14 protein-coding genes are annotated in these 13,127 nt (G+C 68.0%); 4 read left to right on the top strand and 10 right to left on the bottom strand.

Going from position 1 to position 13,127, the window contains the following annotated elements; all coding sequences use genetic code 11:
- The 3 genes from ACIRQY_RS34665 to ACIRQY_RS34655 form a co-directional block, all read left to right on the top strand.
- On the top strand, positions 1–254 hold a 254-nt coding region (locus ACIRQY_RS34665; RefSeq protein WP_403932525.1), incomplete at its 5' end, for a hypothetical protein.
- Between the two features lie 84 nt (positions 255–338).
- Entirely contained in the window at positions 339–710 is a 372-nt protein-coding gene (locus ACIRQY_RS34660; RefSeq protein WP_403932522.1) for a hypothetical protein, read from the top strand.
- 261 nt (positions 711–971) lie between these two features.
- Positions 972–1,247, top strand: coding sequence for a hypothetical protein (locus ACIRQY_RS34655; protein WP_403932519.1), 276 nt, complete (start codon positions 972–974; stop codon positions 1,245–1,247).
- Positions 1,248–1,570: 323 nt separating this feature from the next.
- Here ACIRQY_RS34655 and ACIRQY_RS34650 read toward each other — a convergent pair whose 3' ends face one another.
- From ACIRQY_RS34650 to ACIRQY_RS34605, 10 genes are all read right to left on the bottom strand, one after another.
- Positions 1,571–1,777, bottom strand: coding sequence for a hypothetical protein (locus ACIRQY_RS34650; RefSeq protein WP_403932516.1), 207 nt, complete (start codon positions 1,775–1,777; stop codon positions 1,571–1,573).
- 417 nt (positions 1,778–2,194) lie between these two features.
- Complete coding sequence (gene cas2e / locus ACIRQY_RS34645; RefSeq protein WP_403932513.1) at positions 2,195–2,548, bottom strand: type I-E CRISPR-associated endoribonuclease Cas2e; 354 nt, start codon at positions 2,546–2,548, stop codon at positions 2,195–2,197.
- The gene (cas1e, locus tag ACIRQY_RS34640; RefSeq protein ID WP_403932510.1) at positions 2,545–3,528 is read right to left on the bottom strand and encodes a type I-E CRISPR-associated endonuclease Cas1e; all 984 of its coding nucleotides are present in this window, start codon (positions 3,526–3,528) and stop codon (positions 2,545–2,547) included. The genes cas2e and cas1e overlap by 4 nt, the downstream gene beginning before the upstream one ends.
- Positions 3,525–4,304, bottom strand: a complete 780-nt coding sequence (gene cas6e, locus ACIRQY_RS34635) for a type I-E CRISPR-associated protein Cas6/Cse3/CasE (RefSeq protein WP_403932507.1) — start codon at positions 4,302–4,304, stop codon at positions 3,525–3,527. Before cas6e ends, cas1e begins: the two co-directional genes overlap by 4 nt.
- A complete protein-coding gene (cas5e, locus tag ACIRQY_RS34630; protein ID WP_403932504.1) occupies positions 4,304–5,107 on the bottom strand; it encodes a type I-E CRISPR-associated protein Cas5/CasD in 804 nt (267 codons plus the stop codon). Before cas5e ends, cas6e begins: the two co-directional genes overlap by 1 nt.
- Positions 5,104–6,300 carry a type I-E CRISPR-associated protein Cas7/Cse4/CasC gene (gene cas7e / locus ACIRQY_RS34625; RefSeq protein WP_403932501.1) on the bottom strand — a complete coding sequence of 399 codons (1,197 nt, stop codon included), beginning with the start codon at positions 6,298–6,300 and terminating at the stop codon, positions 5,104–5,106. Before cas7e ends, cas5e begins: the two co-directional genes overlap by 4 nt.
- Positions 6,297–7,013: a type I-E CRISPR-associated protein Cse2/CasB gene (gene casB / locus ACIRQY_RS34620; protein ID WP_403932498.1), complete on the bottom strand. Its 717-nt coding sequence runs from the start codon at positions 7,011–7,013 to the stop codon at positions 6,297–6,299. The genes cas7e and casB overlap by 4 nt, the downstream gene beginning before the upstream one ends.
- On the bottom strand, positions 7,010–8,674 hold the full coding sequence (gene casA, locus ACIRQY_RS34615; RefSeq protein WP_403932531.1) for a type I-E CRISPR-associated protein Cse1/CasA: 1,665 nt from the start codon (positions 8,672–8,674) through the stop codon (positions 7,010–7,012). Before casA ends, casB begins: the two co-directional genes overlap by 4 nt.
- A 7-nt stretch (positions 8,675–8,681) precedes the next feature.
- On the bottom strand, positions 8,682–11,609 hold the full coding sequence (gene cas3, locus ACIRQY_RS34610; RefSeq protein WP_403932528.1) for a CRISPR-associated helicase Cas3': 2,928 nt from the start codon (positions 11,607–11,609) through the stop codon (positions 8,682–8,684).
- A gap of 551 nt (positions 11,610–12,160) precedes the next feature.
- A complete protein-coding gene (locus tag ACIRQY_RS34605; RefSeq protein WP_403932495.1) occupies positions 12,161–12,565 on the bottom strand; it encodes a DUF6093 family protein in 405 nt (134 codons plus the stop codon).
- Positions 12,566–12,750: 185 nt separating this feature from the next.
- Here ACIRQY_RS34605 and ACIRQY_RS34600 point away from each other — a divergent pair, with 185 nt between their 5' ends.
- Complete coding sequence (locus ACIRQY_RS34600) at positions 12,751–13,116, top strand: GNAT family N-acetyltransferase (RefSeq protein WP_403932491.1); 366 nt, start codon at positions 12,751–12,753, stop codon at positions 13,114–13,116.
- Positions 13,117–13,127 lie beyond the last annotated feature (11 nt).

Genomic DNA, 13,127 nt, shown 5'->3' with positions numbered 1-13,127 from the left:
CCATGAGCGAGTTCCTCACCTGGGAAGTCCAGCGGCTGAGCGGGTCGGTATGGCTGACTGCGGAGGGCGAGACCATCGCCGTTTGTCCCTACGACCATCCGCAGGATGTAGCGCGCAGGGTGCTGGTTGAGTGTCTGCGTGAGCTTGCGGATGAGGACACCGATCAACGCCGTGCGCTGGTGTGGCGGGGGCGCCACCCATTCGGGGACTCATATATGGCCACCGAGCACGATCTGTTGGCTGATCCGTCATGAGTGCCCAAGCGGACGCCCTGTAGGGAGGCGTCCGGACGCCGGGCGCCCCGCACCGTGCCGAGCCGTTGGAGCGTTGAGGCTGGCGTGACCGTCTACCCGCAGGGTCTCCCGGCCCGTGCCCGCCGCGCCCGTGCCCAGCTCCTCGCCCTCAGGGACCGGCGTCCGCTCGCGGCGGACCACGAGCCGGAGGCCCTGCTGCGGGTGGTGGAGGCCGCCGCGCTGCACCGGGCGGCCGGGCTGGTCCTGCGGGCGCTGCACGTCCCGCCCGGCCTGTCCGTGGAGGCCGCCGCGTCTTGGCGGGCGGCTCGTTCCGCCGCCGTCCTCGCCCTGGTCGACGAAGCCGACCGGACCACCCCGCCCCCGCCGTCCGCTTCCTGCCCGCCGCCCGCCGCGCCCGGCCGGGACGGGCCGCCACCGGGACTCGGCTGGAGCCAGGACCCCGCCAGCACCGGCTGACCCCCGCCCCCATCACCCGCCTCCGCCGCCGTTCCGGCCTGCCGTGACGGTGCACCGACACTTTCGCCGCCAACATCACCGCCGCGTTCACCGAATTCACCCGCCTGTGCGTACGGGGCCAGCCCGCCCGCACTGCCGGACTGTCACCGGCCCCGCCGCGTCGCCCCGGCGGAGGGCTCCTGGCCGAGCTCCTTGTCCTCCTGAAGCAGTACCGCGACCGGGGCCTTTCCTTGCCCGGACGCCGGGCTGCGGACGGCACCCTTGCCGTCAACCACGCCCACCTCGGGCCGCCAGATCGACTTCCTCTGCTTCAACGCCAGCCCCCGCCTGGTGCGCGCCGTCGACACCTGCGGTCTTCCCGTCGCCGACGGCGCCCTGCTGTTTACCCCCGTCACCGCCCTCCTCGGCGAACACCTACGGCACCCCGGGCCGATCACCTGCGAGGAAGCCTCACAGCTCGCCCGGCTGCTGTCCACGGCCTGCCTCCTGTTGATCGCCAGTGTGGACCCGACCTCCGGCAGTAAGGAGGCCGACTAGGCACTGGAGGATGCCCGCTCCCACACGGCCCCGCCGACCCTGCGATCCGGAACTTCCTCCAAGACCCAGGCCGGCCAGGGCGCTGCTGAGGTGGGCGATGAGGATGGGCCCGTCCATGCGCGTCGGGGACCCCGGTGTCGAGTCACTTCCGGATATCCGGAAGTGGTGGGACGTCCCTGCACGTAGGGGCTGAGTCACCTGCACAACGCCCTCGCCCCTGGCCGCCTCGCGGGTGCCCGGTCCGGCACGGATTCAGTGAACTTTGCTGTGTCCGTGAGGACATGGCGCTGGCAGCTAGACCCCCGTCAGCGTCAGGTCAGCGACTACTTGATAAGAGCGAGTGCCGTCGCGCTGACAGCGCTAAGCATGGTGAGGGTGACCGCAAATGCCTTGCCTGATGTAGCGAGGCAGGCGGGGACCGGGGCGCCGTCCCAGCGGCTGACGGCGAACGCCACTGCGCCCACCATGCAGGAGAAGAGCACCCCCAGGCTGATTGCCATGATCATGATGGCGGTGTGGGCAACGTCCACGACTTCCTCCGAGTATCCGCAGGGACGTTACCTGGCTGCATCCACCGCTCCTTGCGCCAACCTGCCAGGCCCTCGATAGCGTGTACCAACGACGCGGCGAGACGAGACTAGTCTCCAAAGAAGAATGGCAGATAGTAACTGCGCCCCAAATGCCTTATAGCAATTGTGCGTCGCCACAATCGGAACGCAGCACATGCGACTCACCTCATCGGATGCGGTCACCCTATGTGGTGGGCTTGCTAAGCTGAAAAGCCCAAAGCGTCTGCGGGGATGCCCCCAAGAAGGGCAGTTGCGTGACTGCGCTCTCTTTTCTGCTCCCCGTACGCACGGGGATGGGGTGGGTTACGCATGTGGCCCGTTCCCTGCAGACGTCTTGGTGAGTCTTGTGTCTCGCGAGGGAGTCCCAGGATCGTCGCTCTAGCGTGCGAAGCGGCGTCTTTTCGACGCCTTACTCCATCCGGTCTTGCTCGTTGGGCTGTCTGCCGTCGATTTCTCTCTGTGTACGGGGCGGTGAATAAGGGTCAGGCCGTCGTGGTCGATCGGACGCCAGGAGTGGTCGAAGGTGCGGAACGTGTAACCCTGTTCATTGTTGGCGGTATGGGCCAGAATGGCCCTCCCTTGATCGGCGTACTGTTGGATCTCGTGCCAGAGGATGTCCCGGATCCGCGCCGAGGGGTTTCCGATGAAGACGCCAGCGGAGATCTCGAGAAGCCATCGGGTGAGGAATCCTCGTAGTGGAGCTGGGCAGTTGGTCAGAACGATGACTGTCACCAGGTCAGTGCCAGTTCTTCGTAGAGGCCATCCGTGCTGATTCCGTAATTCACGCCAGATGGCACTTGTTCACCCCTATCGCCGTGAAGAGTGACGACATCCTGAGTGGCTGACGGATCCGTCGGAGTGTTGTCTTCACTTCCGAAGAGAATACTTTTGATGTCATCGACGCAGCGTTCGAGCAGTGCCGTCTCGTGAATGCGGTCGCGCAGGGCCCTGCGCGTTCGGGGAGCGATGTCCTCTTCTCCTTGGGCCGCGATGTCGAAGGCTAGAGGGATGCCGATGTCTGTTTTGTAGAGGTCGGCAATGTCCAGAACGAAGGAGAGTTCGTGGCCCGAGTGGACGAACCCGAGGGCCGGGCTGCACCCCAGTGATGTGACGACAGCGTGGGCGATGCCGTACATGCACTGGGCTGCGGCGGTGATCGCTTGATTGACCGCATCGCTGGCGGCGAAGTCGCCGGGTACGTATCTGCGACCGCGCCAAGGAACTCCGGTGCGCGCGGCCTGGGCGTGGTAACACTTCTTGACGCGGTCGCCTTCGTATCCGAGGAGTTCGCGGCGGGTCAGTCCGCTCGGGTCCTCCTCAGGGAATCTCAGCTGGTACATGGCGCGGGCGACGCTGAGGCGTGAACGGTTGTTGGCCCACTGGAGGGCTTGGGCCTCGGCGAGTGCCGAGGATCTGGTCAGGGCTCGGCCGCTGGCATAGTAGCGCACACTGCGCTCCCCTACCCAGGCGACTGCGGCGCCGGTTTCTCCGAGGACGCTCATCGCCTGGTGGGTGATTCGGGTGCCTGGGCCGAGGAGCAGGGTACCGATGGTCGCGGCGGGAATGTGGGTGGTGCCGTCGACGTCAGAAGCGGTGATGGCGTTCGCGTCCCGGTGCACCGTACAGCGCTCCAGGTAGACGAAGGAGAGGCGTTCACTCGCGCGTGTCAGCTCACGCGGGGTGGGCGCGCCGCGGCGGGAGATGGAGGTCAACGGGCGGCCTCGTTCGGGAGGGGTGCGAGGGTCATGAGGCCGCAGCCGTACGCTTTGGCCTTTCCGAGGCCTTGGGTGAGGGTGCGGCGCATGAGGTCCGGGTCGGTGACTTCGAGGCGGCCGTCGTACGTGGCTGTGACGAGTGTGACGGGTCGGCCGCGTTTCGCGTCGGAGGTGCGGGACTTGTCGAAGTTCAGGGCGCGCTGGTCGCGGACTGTCAGTTCGTACCGGTCGCCGTGGTGTGGGTGGCCCTGGTGGGTGGTTCCTTCGGGCAGGAGCCGTTTGTGGCCGGGTTTTTCGAGTACGCGGAATCCGCTGCGGTCCTGCCGGTCGGTGTCCAGGAGCCAGCTCATCTGATGGTGTGGTGTCAGGTGGGCGGTGCGCTTTCGGGGCTCGTCGTCGGTGCGGCGGATGTGGTGCACAGGGTTGGCAGTCAGCCGGAAGCCCCACCGGCCGCCCTTTGCCAGGCGATCGAGGAGTGGGGTGTAGGGGCGGGTCTGCCAGCCGGTCCCGTCGGTCAGGGTTGTGGGCCACCCTGCCTGTTCCACCAGATGGGTGAGGTCGGGGGTGTCAGGGCTGACGAGGTAGAGCAGGACCTCCCCGGGAGCGTTGTGGTCCAGGCGCCACAGGACGCGGGGGGTGTCGGTGGGGAGCGAACTGCTGGGCAGCAGGGAGGGGAACGACGACATGACGGCGGCGTGCAGGACCTGGCGGGAAGAGAGCAGGCGCCGGGCGCCGGGGCGGGCGGTGTTCACCCGGAAACGGGTCAGATGCATCAGGGGCTCTCCTGGAGGAGCGCATCGAACGGGTCGTGCTGGGGTGCGAGGGCGACCTGGACCTGGACTTCGGGGTCGGCCTGGACCTGGACTTCGGGGTCGGCCTGGACCTGGACTTCGGGGTCGGCCTGGACCTGGACTTCGGGGTCGGCCTGGACCTGGACTTCGGTGCGGGTGACGGGGCGCAGGGTGTGGCGCCGGTGCTCGGAGGCGAAGCTGAGCGGCTGGTCGCGCAGGGTGTCCGTGGTGGTGGTCTGGTGTGTCTCGTAGAGGACGGGCAGGGTCACTGTGGTTTGGCCGTCGTGGCGTTTTTTGTACCAGGGGGATGCCTGCCAGGGCTCCTGCCTGAGGGCCTCCATGAGGTCCAGGTCGGAGTGGAGGCCGAGTTCGATGGGCTGGGCCGGGGGGCAGGAGCGGCGGCCGAGGAACGGTGGGTAGACCGGGGCCTGGAGCGCGGCGTGGAGCTCGGTGAGAAGGCCGAGGTGTCCCTCGAGGGCGGCGACGAAGACGGCGTCGGCGAGGTAGAAGCGTTCGGAGAGCGGCATGGACTTGCCGGTGTCCCAGTTGATGGCGGTCTGGAAGTCGCGGAGCCGTGTGCCTGGCTGGTCGGTCCGTACGCCGAAGCGGAGGGCGGCAAGGGGTTTGAGCTGTTCGTCGTCTCCGCGCTGGATGCCGGTTGCCGCGGCGAGGAGCCCGATGACTCCGCTCTTGGTCGGGGCGGCTTCGGTGGTGCGGCGGGTGAACCTGGCGGTGGCCCCCCAGGACTGCAGGGGGCCGGCGAGCTGGAGGGTCAGGACACTCATGCGGGGGTGTCCAGGCGCTGGGCGACGGCCTGTCCGACGGCGGTGGTGAGGTCGCGGAGGCTGTCGGCTTCGGTGCCGAGTCCGCTTAGTTTCTGGGTGTTCGGGCCGAAGCGCAGGATCCAGGTGAGGGTGGAGGCGTCGTCGCCGTACTTGGCTTCGATCTCGGGGATGTACTCGGCGAGGCGCTCGGCGGCTTCGCGGACGTGTCCGCCCTGGTCGCCCCGTACAGCTTCCTCGAAGGCGGAGACGAAGCTGATGGGGCGGGTGGCACGGAGCTTGACGATCACAGCCTCGGGGACTGTGTGGTTGCCGAAGGTGTTGATCTTTCCCTTGGGGAGGGATTCGACGAAGCTGCGGAGGAACGCCTCGACGGCCCGGCGGACCGGGGTGACTGGCGGCTCGTCCTCGCGCAGTCCCTGGCCAAGGGTGGCGGCGAGCTGGTGAACTCCGAGGGCCGCGTACCGGTAAAGGGTGGCGGAGTTGAAGTCGACGGTGCCGATCATCCCTGCGCCGGGCTCGTCGTCCCTGTTCTCGTCGTCGACGGCGGTGAAGTAGTCCGATTCGTTGTCGACGCGGTGGACGCTGATGGCGTGCGCGACCTGCACGGCGGCGTCGACGTTGATGTCGGTGACGTCGGCGACCATGCGGCCGAACAGGGCGACGTCGACGGAGTGACGGGTGTCGGCGAGGGCCTTGGCCCGGTCCTTGTTCTTCTTCTCCTTGAAGAACGCCTTGCCGTCGGCCGCGCCCTCGAGCGCGAGGCCGGCCAGGGCGTCGAGCTGCCGGGAGCTGAGGAAAACCAGGTACTTGGCTTCCGGCAGCGGGTCGGGGCCGTCGGTCTTCGCTGCGGCATCGGCCTTGCGCCGGGGGACGTCGATCTTCAGGCCGGTGGCCTGGACGGCCTCGGCGGCCAGCTGCTGCGCCGGACTTCCGGTGAGGGAGGCGTCGGCGGCGGCGATGCGGTCGGCGATCACCTCGACGATCTTCTTCGTGCGGACGCCCAGTTCATGCGGCTCGAGGAGTTGCTCGTCCCCGAAGTAGGCGCGGGTGGCGCGCTTCCAGGCCTGGCTGGAGACACGTGCACGCGGCACCCCGCCGTAGACCGCGCTTTTGGGGGCCCCGGTGTCGTCACGGTTGAGATTGCTCGGCGGGACGGTCTGCAGCGCGTGCACGTCAAGGTAGAAGCGGTTCACGAGACGTCCTTGTCAGGGAAGGCGGGGGAGCTGGGCACGAGGTCGGGGCTGTCAGGAGCTGCCGTTTCGGGGGCGGTGGCCTGGCTGGGTACACGGTCGTGGTCCTTCCAGGCGTGGAAGGAGCGGCTCCACGCCAGTCGGACCCGTTCCGCTCCGCCGGGCCACTGCCACTGGTAGAGCTGTCCGGCGAGGAGGCTGTAGTCGAGGCGGACCTCGTCACGGCGCAGAAGGGTGACGATTTCCCGGAGGTGGCGGGCGAGGGCGGCCAGGTCGGGTGCGTTGCCGACGCGGACGAAGCGTTTACGCAGGCCGTCGTCGATCTCGTTGGGCGGCATCAGACGGTGGACCGCGGCCCCCAGGCCTCTCGGGCGTTCCCGCTTGTGGAGCTCGTGCATGCCACGGCTGCGGGACTGCTGGTGGGAGGCCCACAGGGTGAGGCAGACGTGCAGGGCGTCCTCGGCACGTGCCAGTTCCGCCTCGCTCAACGGCACGCCGTCGCGGCGCACGCCGTGCAGAAGCTGGGTGTCGACGAGATCCCACAGGTCCGGCGTCTGTCCGGCGGTCTCGCCCGCTCCACGCCGCAGCCGGGCGAGGGCCGCTACCGCTTTGGCCTCGTCGTTGAGGTATCCGTGCTGCCATCTGCTGATGAGCTGATGGCAGAGCTGGGCGACCAGCTCGCCGACCGGGTTCAGGACCTTGCTGGCAGTAGTCATGCGTGCACCTTCAAGGAGGGTTCCGCCGTCTTGTGCGTGTCGGACGGGAGGCCAGGTGGAAAGGTCCGGCCCAGACATGAGCGCAGCCGGGCCTGGAACCATCGTTCGGCCAGGCCGGAGTTGAGCCACACATCGCCCTGCTTGGACGCGACCGTGCGTCCCTGCCAGGCCGCGTCCCCCGCGCCGATGATCATCTCTCTACCGAGACGGGAGATGACCGTGTGGGCCTGGGCCTGCCACTCGGCCCGTGCGTCTAGGGGATCGTCTGCCTCCCCCAGCGCAACGAGCCAGGCACGGTAGGGGCCTTCCAGCTCCCCGAACCCGCGGTCGCGTGCCACCTGACGGGAGGAGGTGGACTCCGAGCCGGCCGCGCGAGCGATATCCATGGCGAGATCGCCGAGAACGCTGACCGCGCTCTCGGCGTCCCCGACCGCGTCGATCGCCTGCTGCGCGGCTTCGCGGTCCTGCTCGTGCAGCAGGATCACGTCCATGGTCAGGTGGTCGTCGACGACCTCCTCGATGACGGACTGCTGCGTTCCGTAGACGGTGCCGACGATCCGAGCCCGGACGAGGAACCCCTTGCTGAGCTTCCTCCGTGTCACCAGACGGGCCACCCAGTCCAGGATCCCGGGCCGCAGGTAGGCTGACACCCCACTGGCGTCCGGCTGGTTCTGGACCCGGTCGGCGATCATCGATCCGAGGCCACGCCACGCGGACCGTGTCGGATCGTGCTCGCGCGGCATGTACACGAGCGGCTCGCCGTGCTTCTTCTCCTGCGCCTGGCTCCTGCGCCAGGCGGTCATCGGCTCACGGGTGTGCATGTTCCGGGCGGCCAGCGGATCACCGTAGCCGAGGACGACTCCGTGCACGCCGTCGGTGTCAGCGTGCAGGCGCAGACGTCGGCTCTGCCACGTGTACAGGTCCCTCAGCCCGGCCGGGGTGCGCTCCCCTCCTTGGGGTCCGTCCGGTTCGCGCCTCCACACCGGCAGGTCCTGGCCCCCGCCGTCAGGAATGCTCCAGGTGTCTGCTGCCGCGAGGTTCAGCAGCAGTGTCTCGCGCAGGTCGCGTCCTTCGACGAAGACCCCGCCGAGGCATCCGGCCCATCCGACCCCCAGGGGGTAGACCTTCCCGCCCTTGGCGCGGGCGTCGCCCACCATGCCGCTCTTGATGCCGGAGGTGTCAAAGGCATGCGTGTGGACCACCCAGCGCGCGGCTTCCGCGAAGCTGAGCCGGTCGACAGCGGGTAACCGTGCGGAGAGGAACGGCTCGCCGTTGGGGACATCGGCAACGATCCTGTTGAGCGAGGACACCTCATCCTTCGATGTCCGCAGCCCCGCCGTCTGGAAGAACGGCGCCTGTGGGTCCAGCAGGTCGAACCTTCCGCGGTGGACGTCAAGGTAGTCGGACACCACATCGAAACACCGGGGGTCATCGCGCAGCCCGGCCCAGTGGCCGAGGTCCTTCGGGCCGTCGACGGCGTCATGGGCGATCGCGAGCAGCAGACGCAGCAGAGCGAACTCCTGCGTCGGCAGATCACCCGTGATCCGGCGTACCTCTCCGGCCCGGGCGAACACCTCACGCAGAGAAAGCTCCCGCTCCGTGCCCTCTATCTCCACGGTGATCCACGGCTGAACCGTCAGGTCGAACGACAGCTCCCGCATTTCCGCGTCACGCGTCTGCGTCACGGATCACCTCGAGTCCCTCGATGTTGGAGTACCGAAGCGAGAAGCCTGCCAGACGGGTCTGACAACGCTCGTCCAGCGGCAGAATCAGCTCGCCCGCCAGCCATGCACTCTCCTTCGACTGCCACGCATCGACGACCAGACCCTCCAGCTCGGCGATGGCCCGGTCCATCACCTCTCCCGAGAACTCCAAGGGAAGGCGCAGCCCACAGGCCGCGGCCACACGAGCCGCCCGAGGGGCAGGAACTTGATCCTGCGGCAGCTCCAGACCACCCGTCTCCCGGCCCTTGCGGTCCTGCCCAAGCCACGGAACCGTACGCAGCCGCCCGTCGCTCTGCCTCTGGACCACGATGACCTCGAGACTCTCCCTGCTGTCACGGACCTGGGCCCGCCCCGCCCGCGTGTCATCCGCGTCCCCCGCCCCTGCGGCCACCCACCCGAACAGCGGCTCACCCGGCTCACGGACGGCACCGAGCCGGAACACCGCCGCCTTCTCTCTCTGTGCGGCACGCTGCTTCCCCTGCAAGCTCCTCGCAGAGGCCAGAGCCTGCTCCCATCCGGCAGGCACCTCTGCCTCCTCCGCGTACGCGCCGCGCACCAGCACACTGATGTCTTCCGGCAGCCGCACCGGCACACCGCCAAGATGCGGTCCCAGAACCGCCGCCGCCCTCAGCAGCGGATACAGCCCATACACAGCGACCGACCCCCGCACCGGCACCGGCACCCGCCCCGACCAGTCCGCCCCCGTCACCACACACCGCGGCTCCCGCAGCCTCACCGGCCGCTCCCCCTGCCCCACGCCACGCTGATGCCGGTGCAGCCGGCCCATCCGCTGCAGCAGGAGATCCACCGGGCACAGATCGGTGACCAGCACATCGAAGTCCACATCGAGGGACTGCTCCGCGACCTGACTGGCCACCACGACATGCCGCCCCCGCGGCCGCTCCACCCCCATGCCAGGCGGACCGAACCGGCGCAGAAGGTCCTTGTCGTTCACCGCACGGTCCAGATCGAGAAAACGGGCATGCGCGACCGTGACGGCATCATCACCGAACCGCTCCCGCAGAACCCGCGCCGTCTCCATCACCCGCTTCACCGTGTTACGCACCACCAGCGCACAGCCACCGTCCGCGAGCTCCACGCCCAACCGGTCCGCCAGCAGATCCAGACCGTCATCCAGACCCTCCAGTCGCACCGGCACACTCCGGCCGGACGCCGCCGGACGCCGCACCACCGGAACACCTCCCGCACCCACAGCCGTCAGCAGCGGGTACTCCACCGCTTCCGACACCGCCGAGAACGCACCATCCGCATCACCGCCCACACCCGCCCCGGCCCCGGCGTAGGCCTCCACCAGCTCACGCCGACGACCTGCCGGCAACGTGGCCGACAGAACAACCACCGGCACCCTGTAGGCACCCAGCCACGACAACACACGGTCCAGATACACACCCATATACGTGTCGTAGGCATGGGCCTCGTCGATGATGACAACCTTCCCCGCCACCGCCAGGTGCCGCAGCGCCAGGTGCTTGCTCTTCAGACCCGTGAACAGCAACTGGTCCACAGTCCCCGCCACGAACGAGGAGAGCATCGCCTTCTTCCGGCCCCGCAGCCATGTATGGGCTACAAGCCCCGCCTCAGCCTCCCGGCACGACCCCGACCCCGAATAACTGCGTTCGGCATCCGCCTCCACCGCCTCGACACGACGGCCACCACGCATCAGCTCGGAGAAGTCCTCGTTCAACGCTGCCTTCGAATGCGCCAGCAGAACCGAATGCGACCGGCCCTCCAGAGAAGGAAGCCGCTCCAGCCACCGCAGCAGCCGGGGAAACATCGCATTCCCCGTCGCCATAGTCGGCAGAGCGAAAAACACACCCCCCGCACCCGACCGGGCAGCGAACACCTCCGCCACAGCCAGCGCCGCCTCCGTCTTCCCCTCACCCATCGGCGCCTCGATCACCATCAGCCCCGGCACATCCAGCGACCGCGCCAGCTCAACCGCCGCCACCTGAACAGGACGCACCCGCGCACCCTCCGGGAGCGCGAACCGCGAAGCGAACAACTCCTCCACACAACCCACCGGATCCACAGGACGCCACGGGCCCGGCAGATCCAGCCCCGCCCACGCCGCAGCCACCCGCTCAGCCCCACTCCTCGGCACATCAAGCGGGTAATACGGAAACAAATCCGGATTGCTCGCAATCCAGTCCGACACAATCACCACAGCCGTCAACAACACCTGCACCGGCTGCGGAAGCCTCACCGAACGCCATAAACCAAGCCGCTCACACACACCGAACTCAGCCGCACACGCCTCCAGCAGCTCCCGCTGCACACGACGCCACACCGCACGAGACTTCCCCGACGACCACAGCAAATGCCCCCGGTTCTCCAGCGCACCGATCTGAGCATCCTCCGGCGGCACCCCGTGATGCCCGCCCACCACCACCGTGAACTGCCAGCAATCCTCCGGCTCCCAGCCGAACTCCTCCTCCAGCCACTCCCCCAGCAGAACCTGCCCCGCCAGCCCGTGCGGCGCCAGCCTCCGCTCAGGGCCCATAGCCCCCTGCGAACGCATCCCCAGACCCACACCACGCATCACGTCAGCCAAGGACTCCACCTGACAGGCGAACGCCGGCGTCGCCTTCCCGATGTCATGCACCCCGGCCAGCCACACCGCAAGCCGCCGCCCATCAGCCTCACCCCCCGGCAACGCCTCCCCGATCAGACAGCGCACACCCACCGGCAGCCAGTGATCCCACAGCATTCCAGCGACAGCCGCACTGTCCTCCAAGTGCTGCCACAACGACAGCCACCCGTCCGAGCCCCTGTCATGCTTCGCCCACAACGCGAGCACCGGCCCGCCCAGCCTGCTACGGAGACCCAAACGGCCCTCCCCCTCACTTGCCATGAAGCAGAAATACACCGTCACACAGAGCGAAGGAGCACCCTCCGGAAAACTGACAGAAAACACCCCCGGGATTCCCAAATGCAGACACATCACAACCAGCAACCACGTACCGTGAACCGGTTACACACCGCCCCAAGGGCCTACCTCCCCTCCCGAAGCCCACTCCCTGTTCACGCAATGCAGACCGGACCCTGGATGACGGGCGGCCGACCCGCCCCGATCGACACATTGACCGTTCCGAGCTCTTTGCCGGTTTCAGCGAAAGTGGTCCAGAACCAACTACACCTGCGGCAAAACTGCAGGTCAGCAAGGCTGCTCCCCGCACGCGCGGGGATGGACCGCCTCCATGGGACTGCCCCTCCACCGGCGCATGCCTGCTCCCCGCACGCGCGGGGATGGACCGTCTTCCTCGGCGTCCTGGGCGAGGCGGACCTGCTGCTCCCCGCACGCGTGGGGATGGGCCCTCGACCCCTGCGCGGTCGAGGAGACTCGGACCGTGTCTGTCATCAGGGCTTCCAGGTTTGTACGGACCTACGCCAGATCGATCACCATCAGCTTCCCCCGTTCGTGGTCGTGTCGTAGGTCTGCCAGGTCAGGCGCAGCACCGGCGCGCTCGTCCGCACGGGTGCGTCGACACGCCACCGGCGGCCTGTGGCGTCCGGGTCCGCCGACGTGGTCAGCGTCACCGTGTGCTCCGGCGCGGAGATCGGGGTGAACAGCCTGTACCGCCCGATCCGTGACACGGGCGTTCCCTGTCCATCGCCGACGGTCACCCTCACGTCGGCCGCGCGGTCGGGAAGGATCGACCCAGGGCCCTCCCACAGCACTACGTCGGGGGTCGACTCCCACGTGTCGGGGTTGAAATTTCCCGGGATGTAGATCCGCACCCTGTCCGTGCAGACACGTGCCTCGGCCAGCTCGCGGACACGCGAGAGGGGGTCGGTCGGCGTCGTCATGAAGTCAGTATGCGCAGGTCAACCAGACCACGAGAGAGGGCACTTACTCACCTTGGACAGCCTTTCCCGGTGCCTCCCGATGCTTCCCGAAACTGCTTTGCCGAGTCGAACAGCGCAGGAAGACGATGGGCAACACGAACGAGAAGACTCCTTCGCCCTGTGGGCCGGAGGAGAGAGGAGGAGCCGTGGCGCTGAACCCGTACTCAAACGGATCCGTCAGCGGATGGACCGAGGAGGTGACCGGAGAGCTGAAACGGTCGATGCCGCCAGGCTGTCTGCTGAGCCTCTGCCTGGACGCCGATGACACCGTCCTGGAGCTCCAGATCCTCCGGGTCTCGATCGGCTACCGCAGCCAGGGGCACGCATCCCGGGTACTGGCCCGGGTCTGCGCCGAGGCCGACGCCCGGGGCCTGATCGTGGTGTGCACGCCGACTGACGAGTTCGGCGCCGACATGGACCGCCTGACCGACTTCTACCAGCGCGCAGGCTTCGCGCCCGTCATTCCCGAGAGTCGCCTGACCAAGCACTCCTGGCAGCGTCTACCCAGGTAGGGGGCTGATAC

Origin of the sequence: Streptomyces sp. NPDC101490 (assembly GCF_044767145.1) — a bacterium.
Lineage (GTDB): Bacteria > Actinomycetota > Actinomycetes > Streptomycetales > Streptomycetaceae > Streptomyces.
Note: the sequence above shows the minus strand (reverse complement) of the source record. Positions and strands in the feature narration are given on the sequence as shown.

Coding starts and splice junctions, on each gene's coding strand:
- cas5e (WP_403932504.1), bottom strand. CDS start 5,107: ATGAGTGTCCTGACCCTCCAGCTCGCCGGCCCCCTGCAGTCCTGGGGG.
- casB (WP_403932498.1), bottom strand. CDS start 7,013: ATGACTACTGCCAGCAAGGTCCTGAACCCGGTCGGCGAGCTGGTCGCC.
- cas3 (WP_403932528.1), bottom strand. CDS start 11,609: ATGGCAAGTGAGGGGGAGGGCCGTTTGGGTCTCCGTAGCAGGCTGGGC.
- cas6e (WP_403932507.1), bottom strand. CDS start 4,304: ATGCATCTGACCCGTTTCCGGGTGAACACCGCCCGCCCCGGCGCCCGG.
- casA (WP_403932531.1), bottom strand. CDS start 8,674: ATGCGGGAGCTGTCGTTCGACCTGACGGTTCAGCCGTGGATCACCGTG.
- ACIRQY_RS34605 (WP_403932495.1), bottom strand. CDS start 12,565: ATGACGACGCCGACCGACCCCCTCTCGCGTGTCCGCGAGCTGGCCGAG.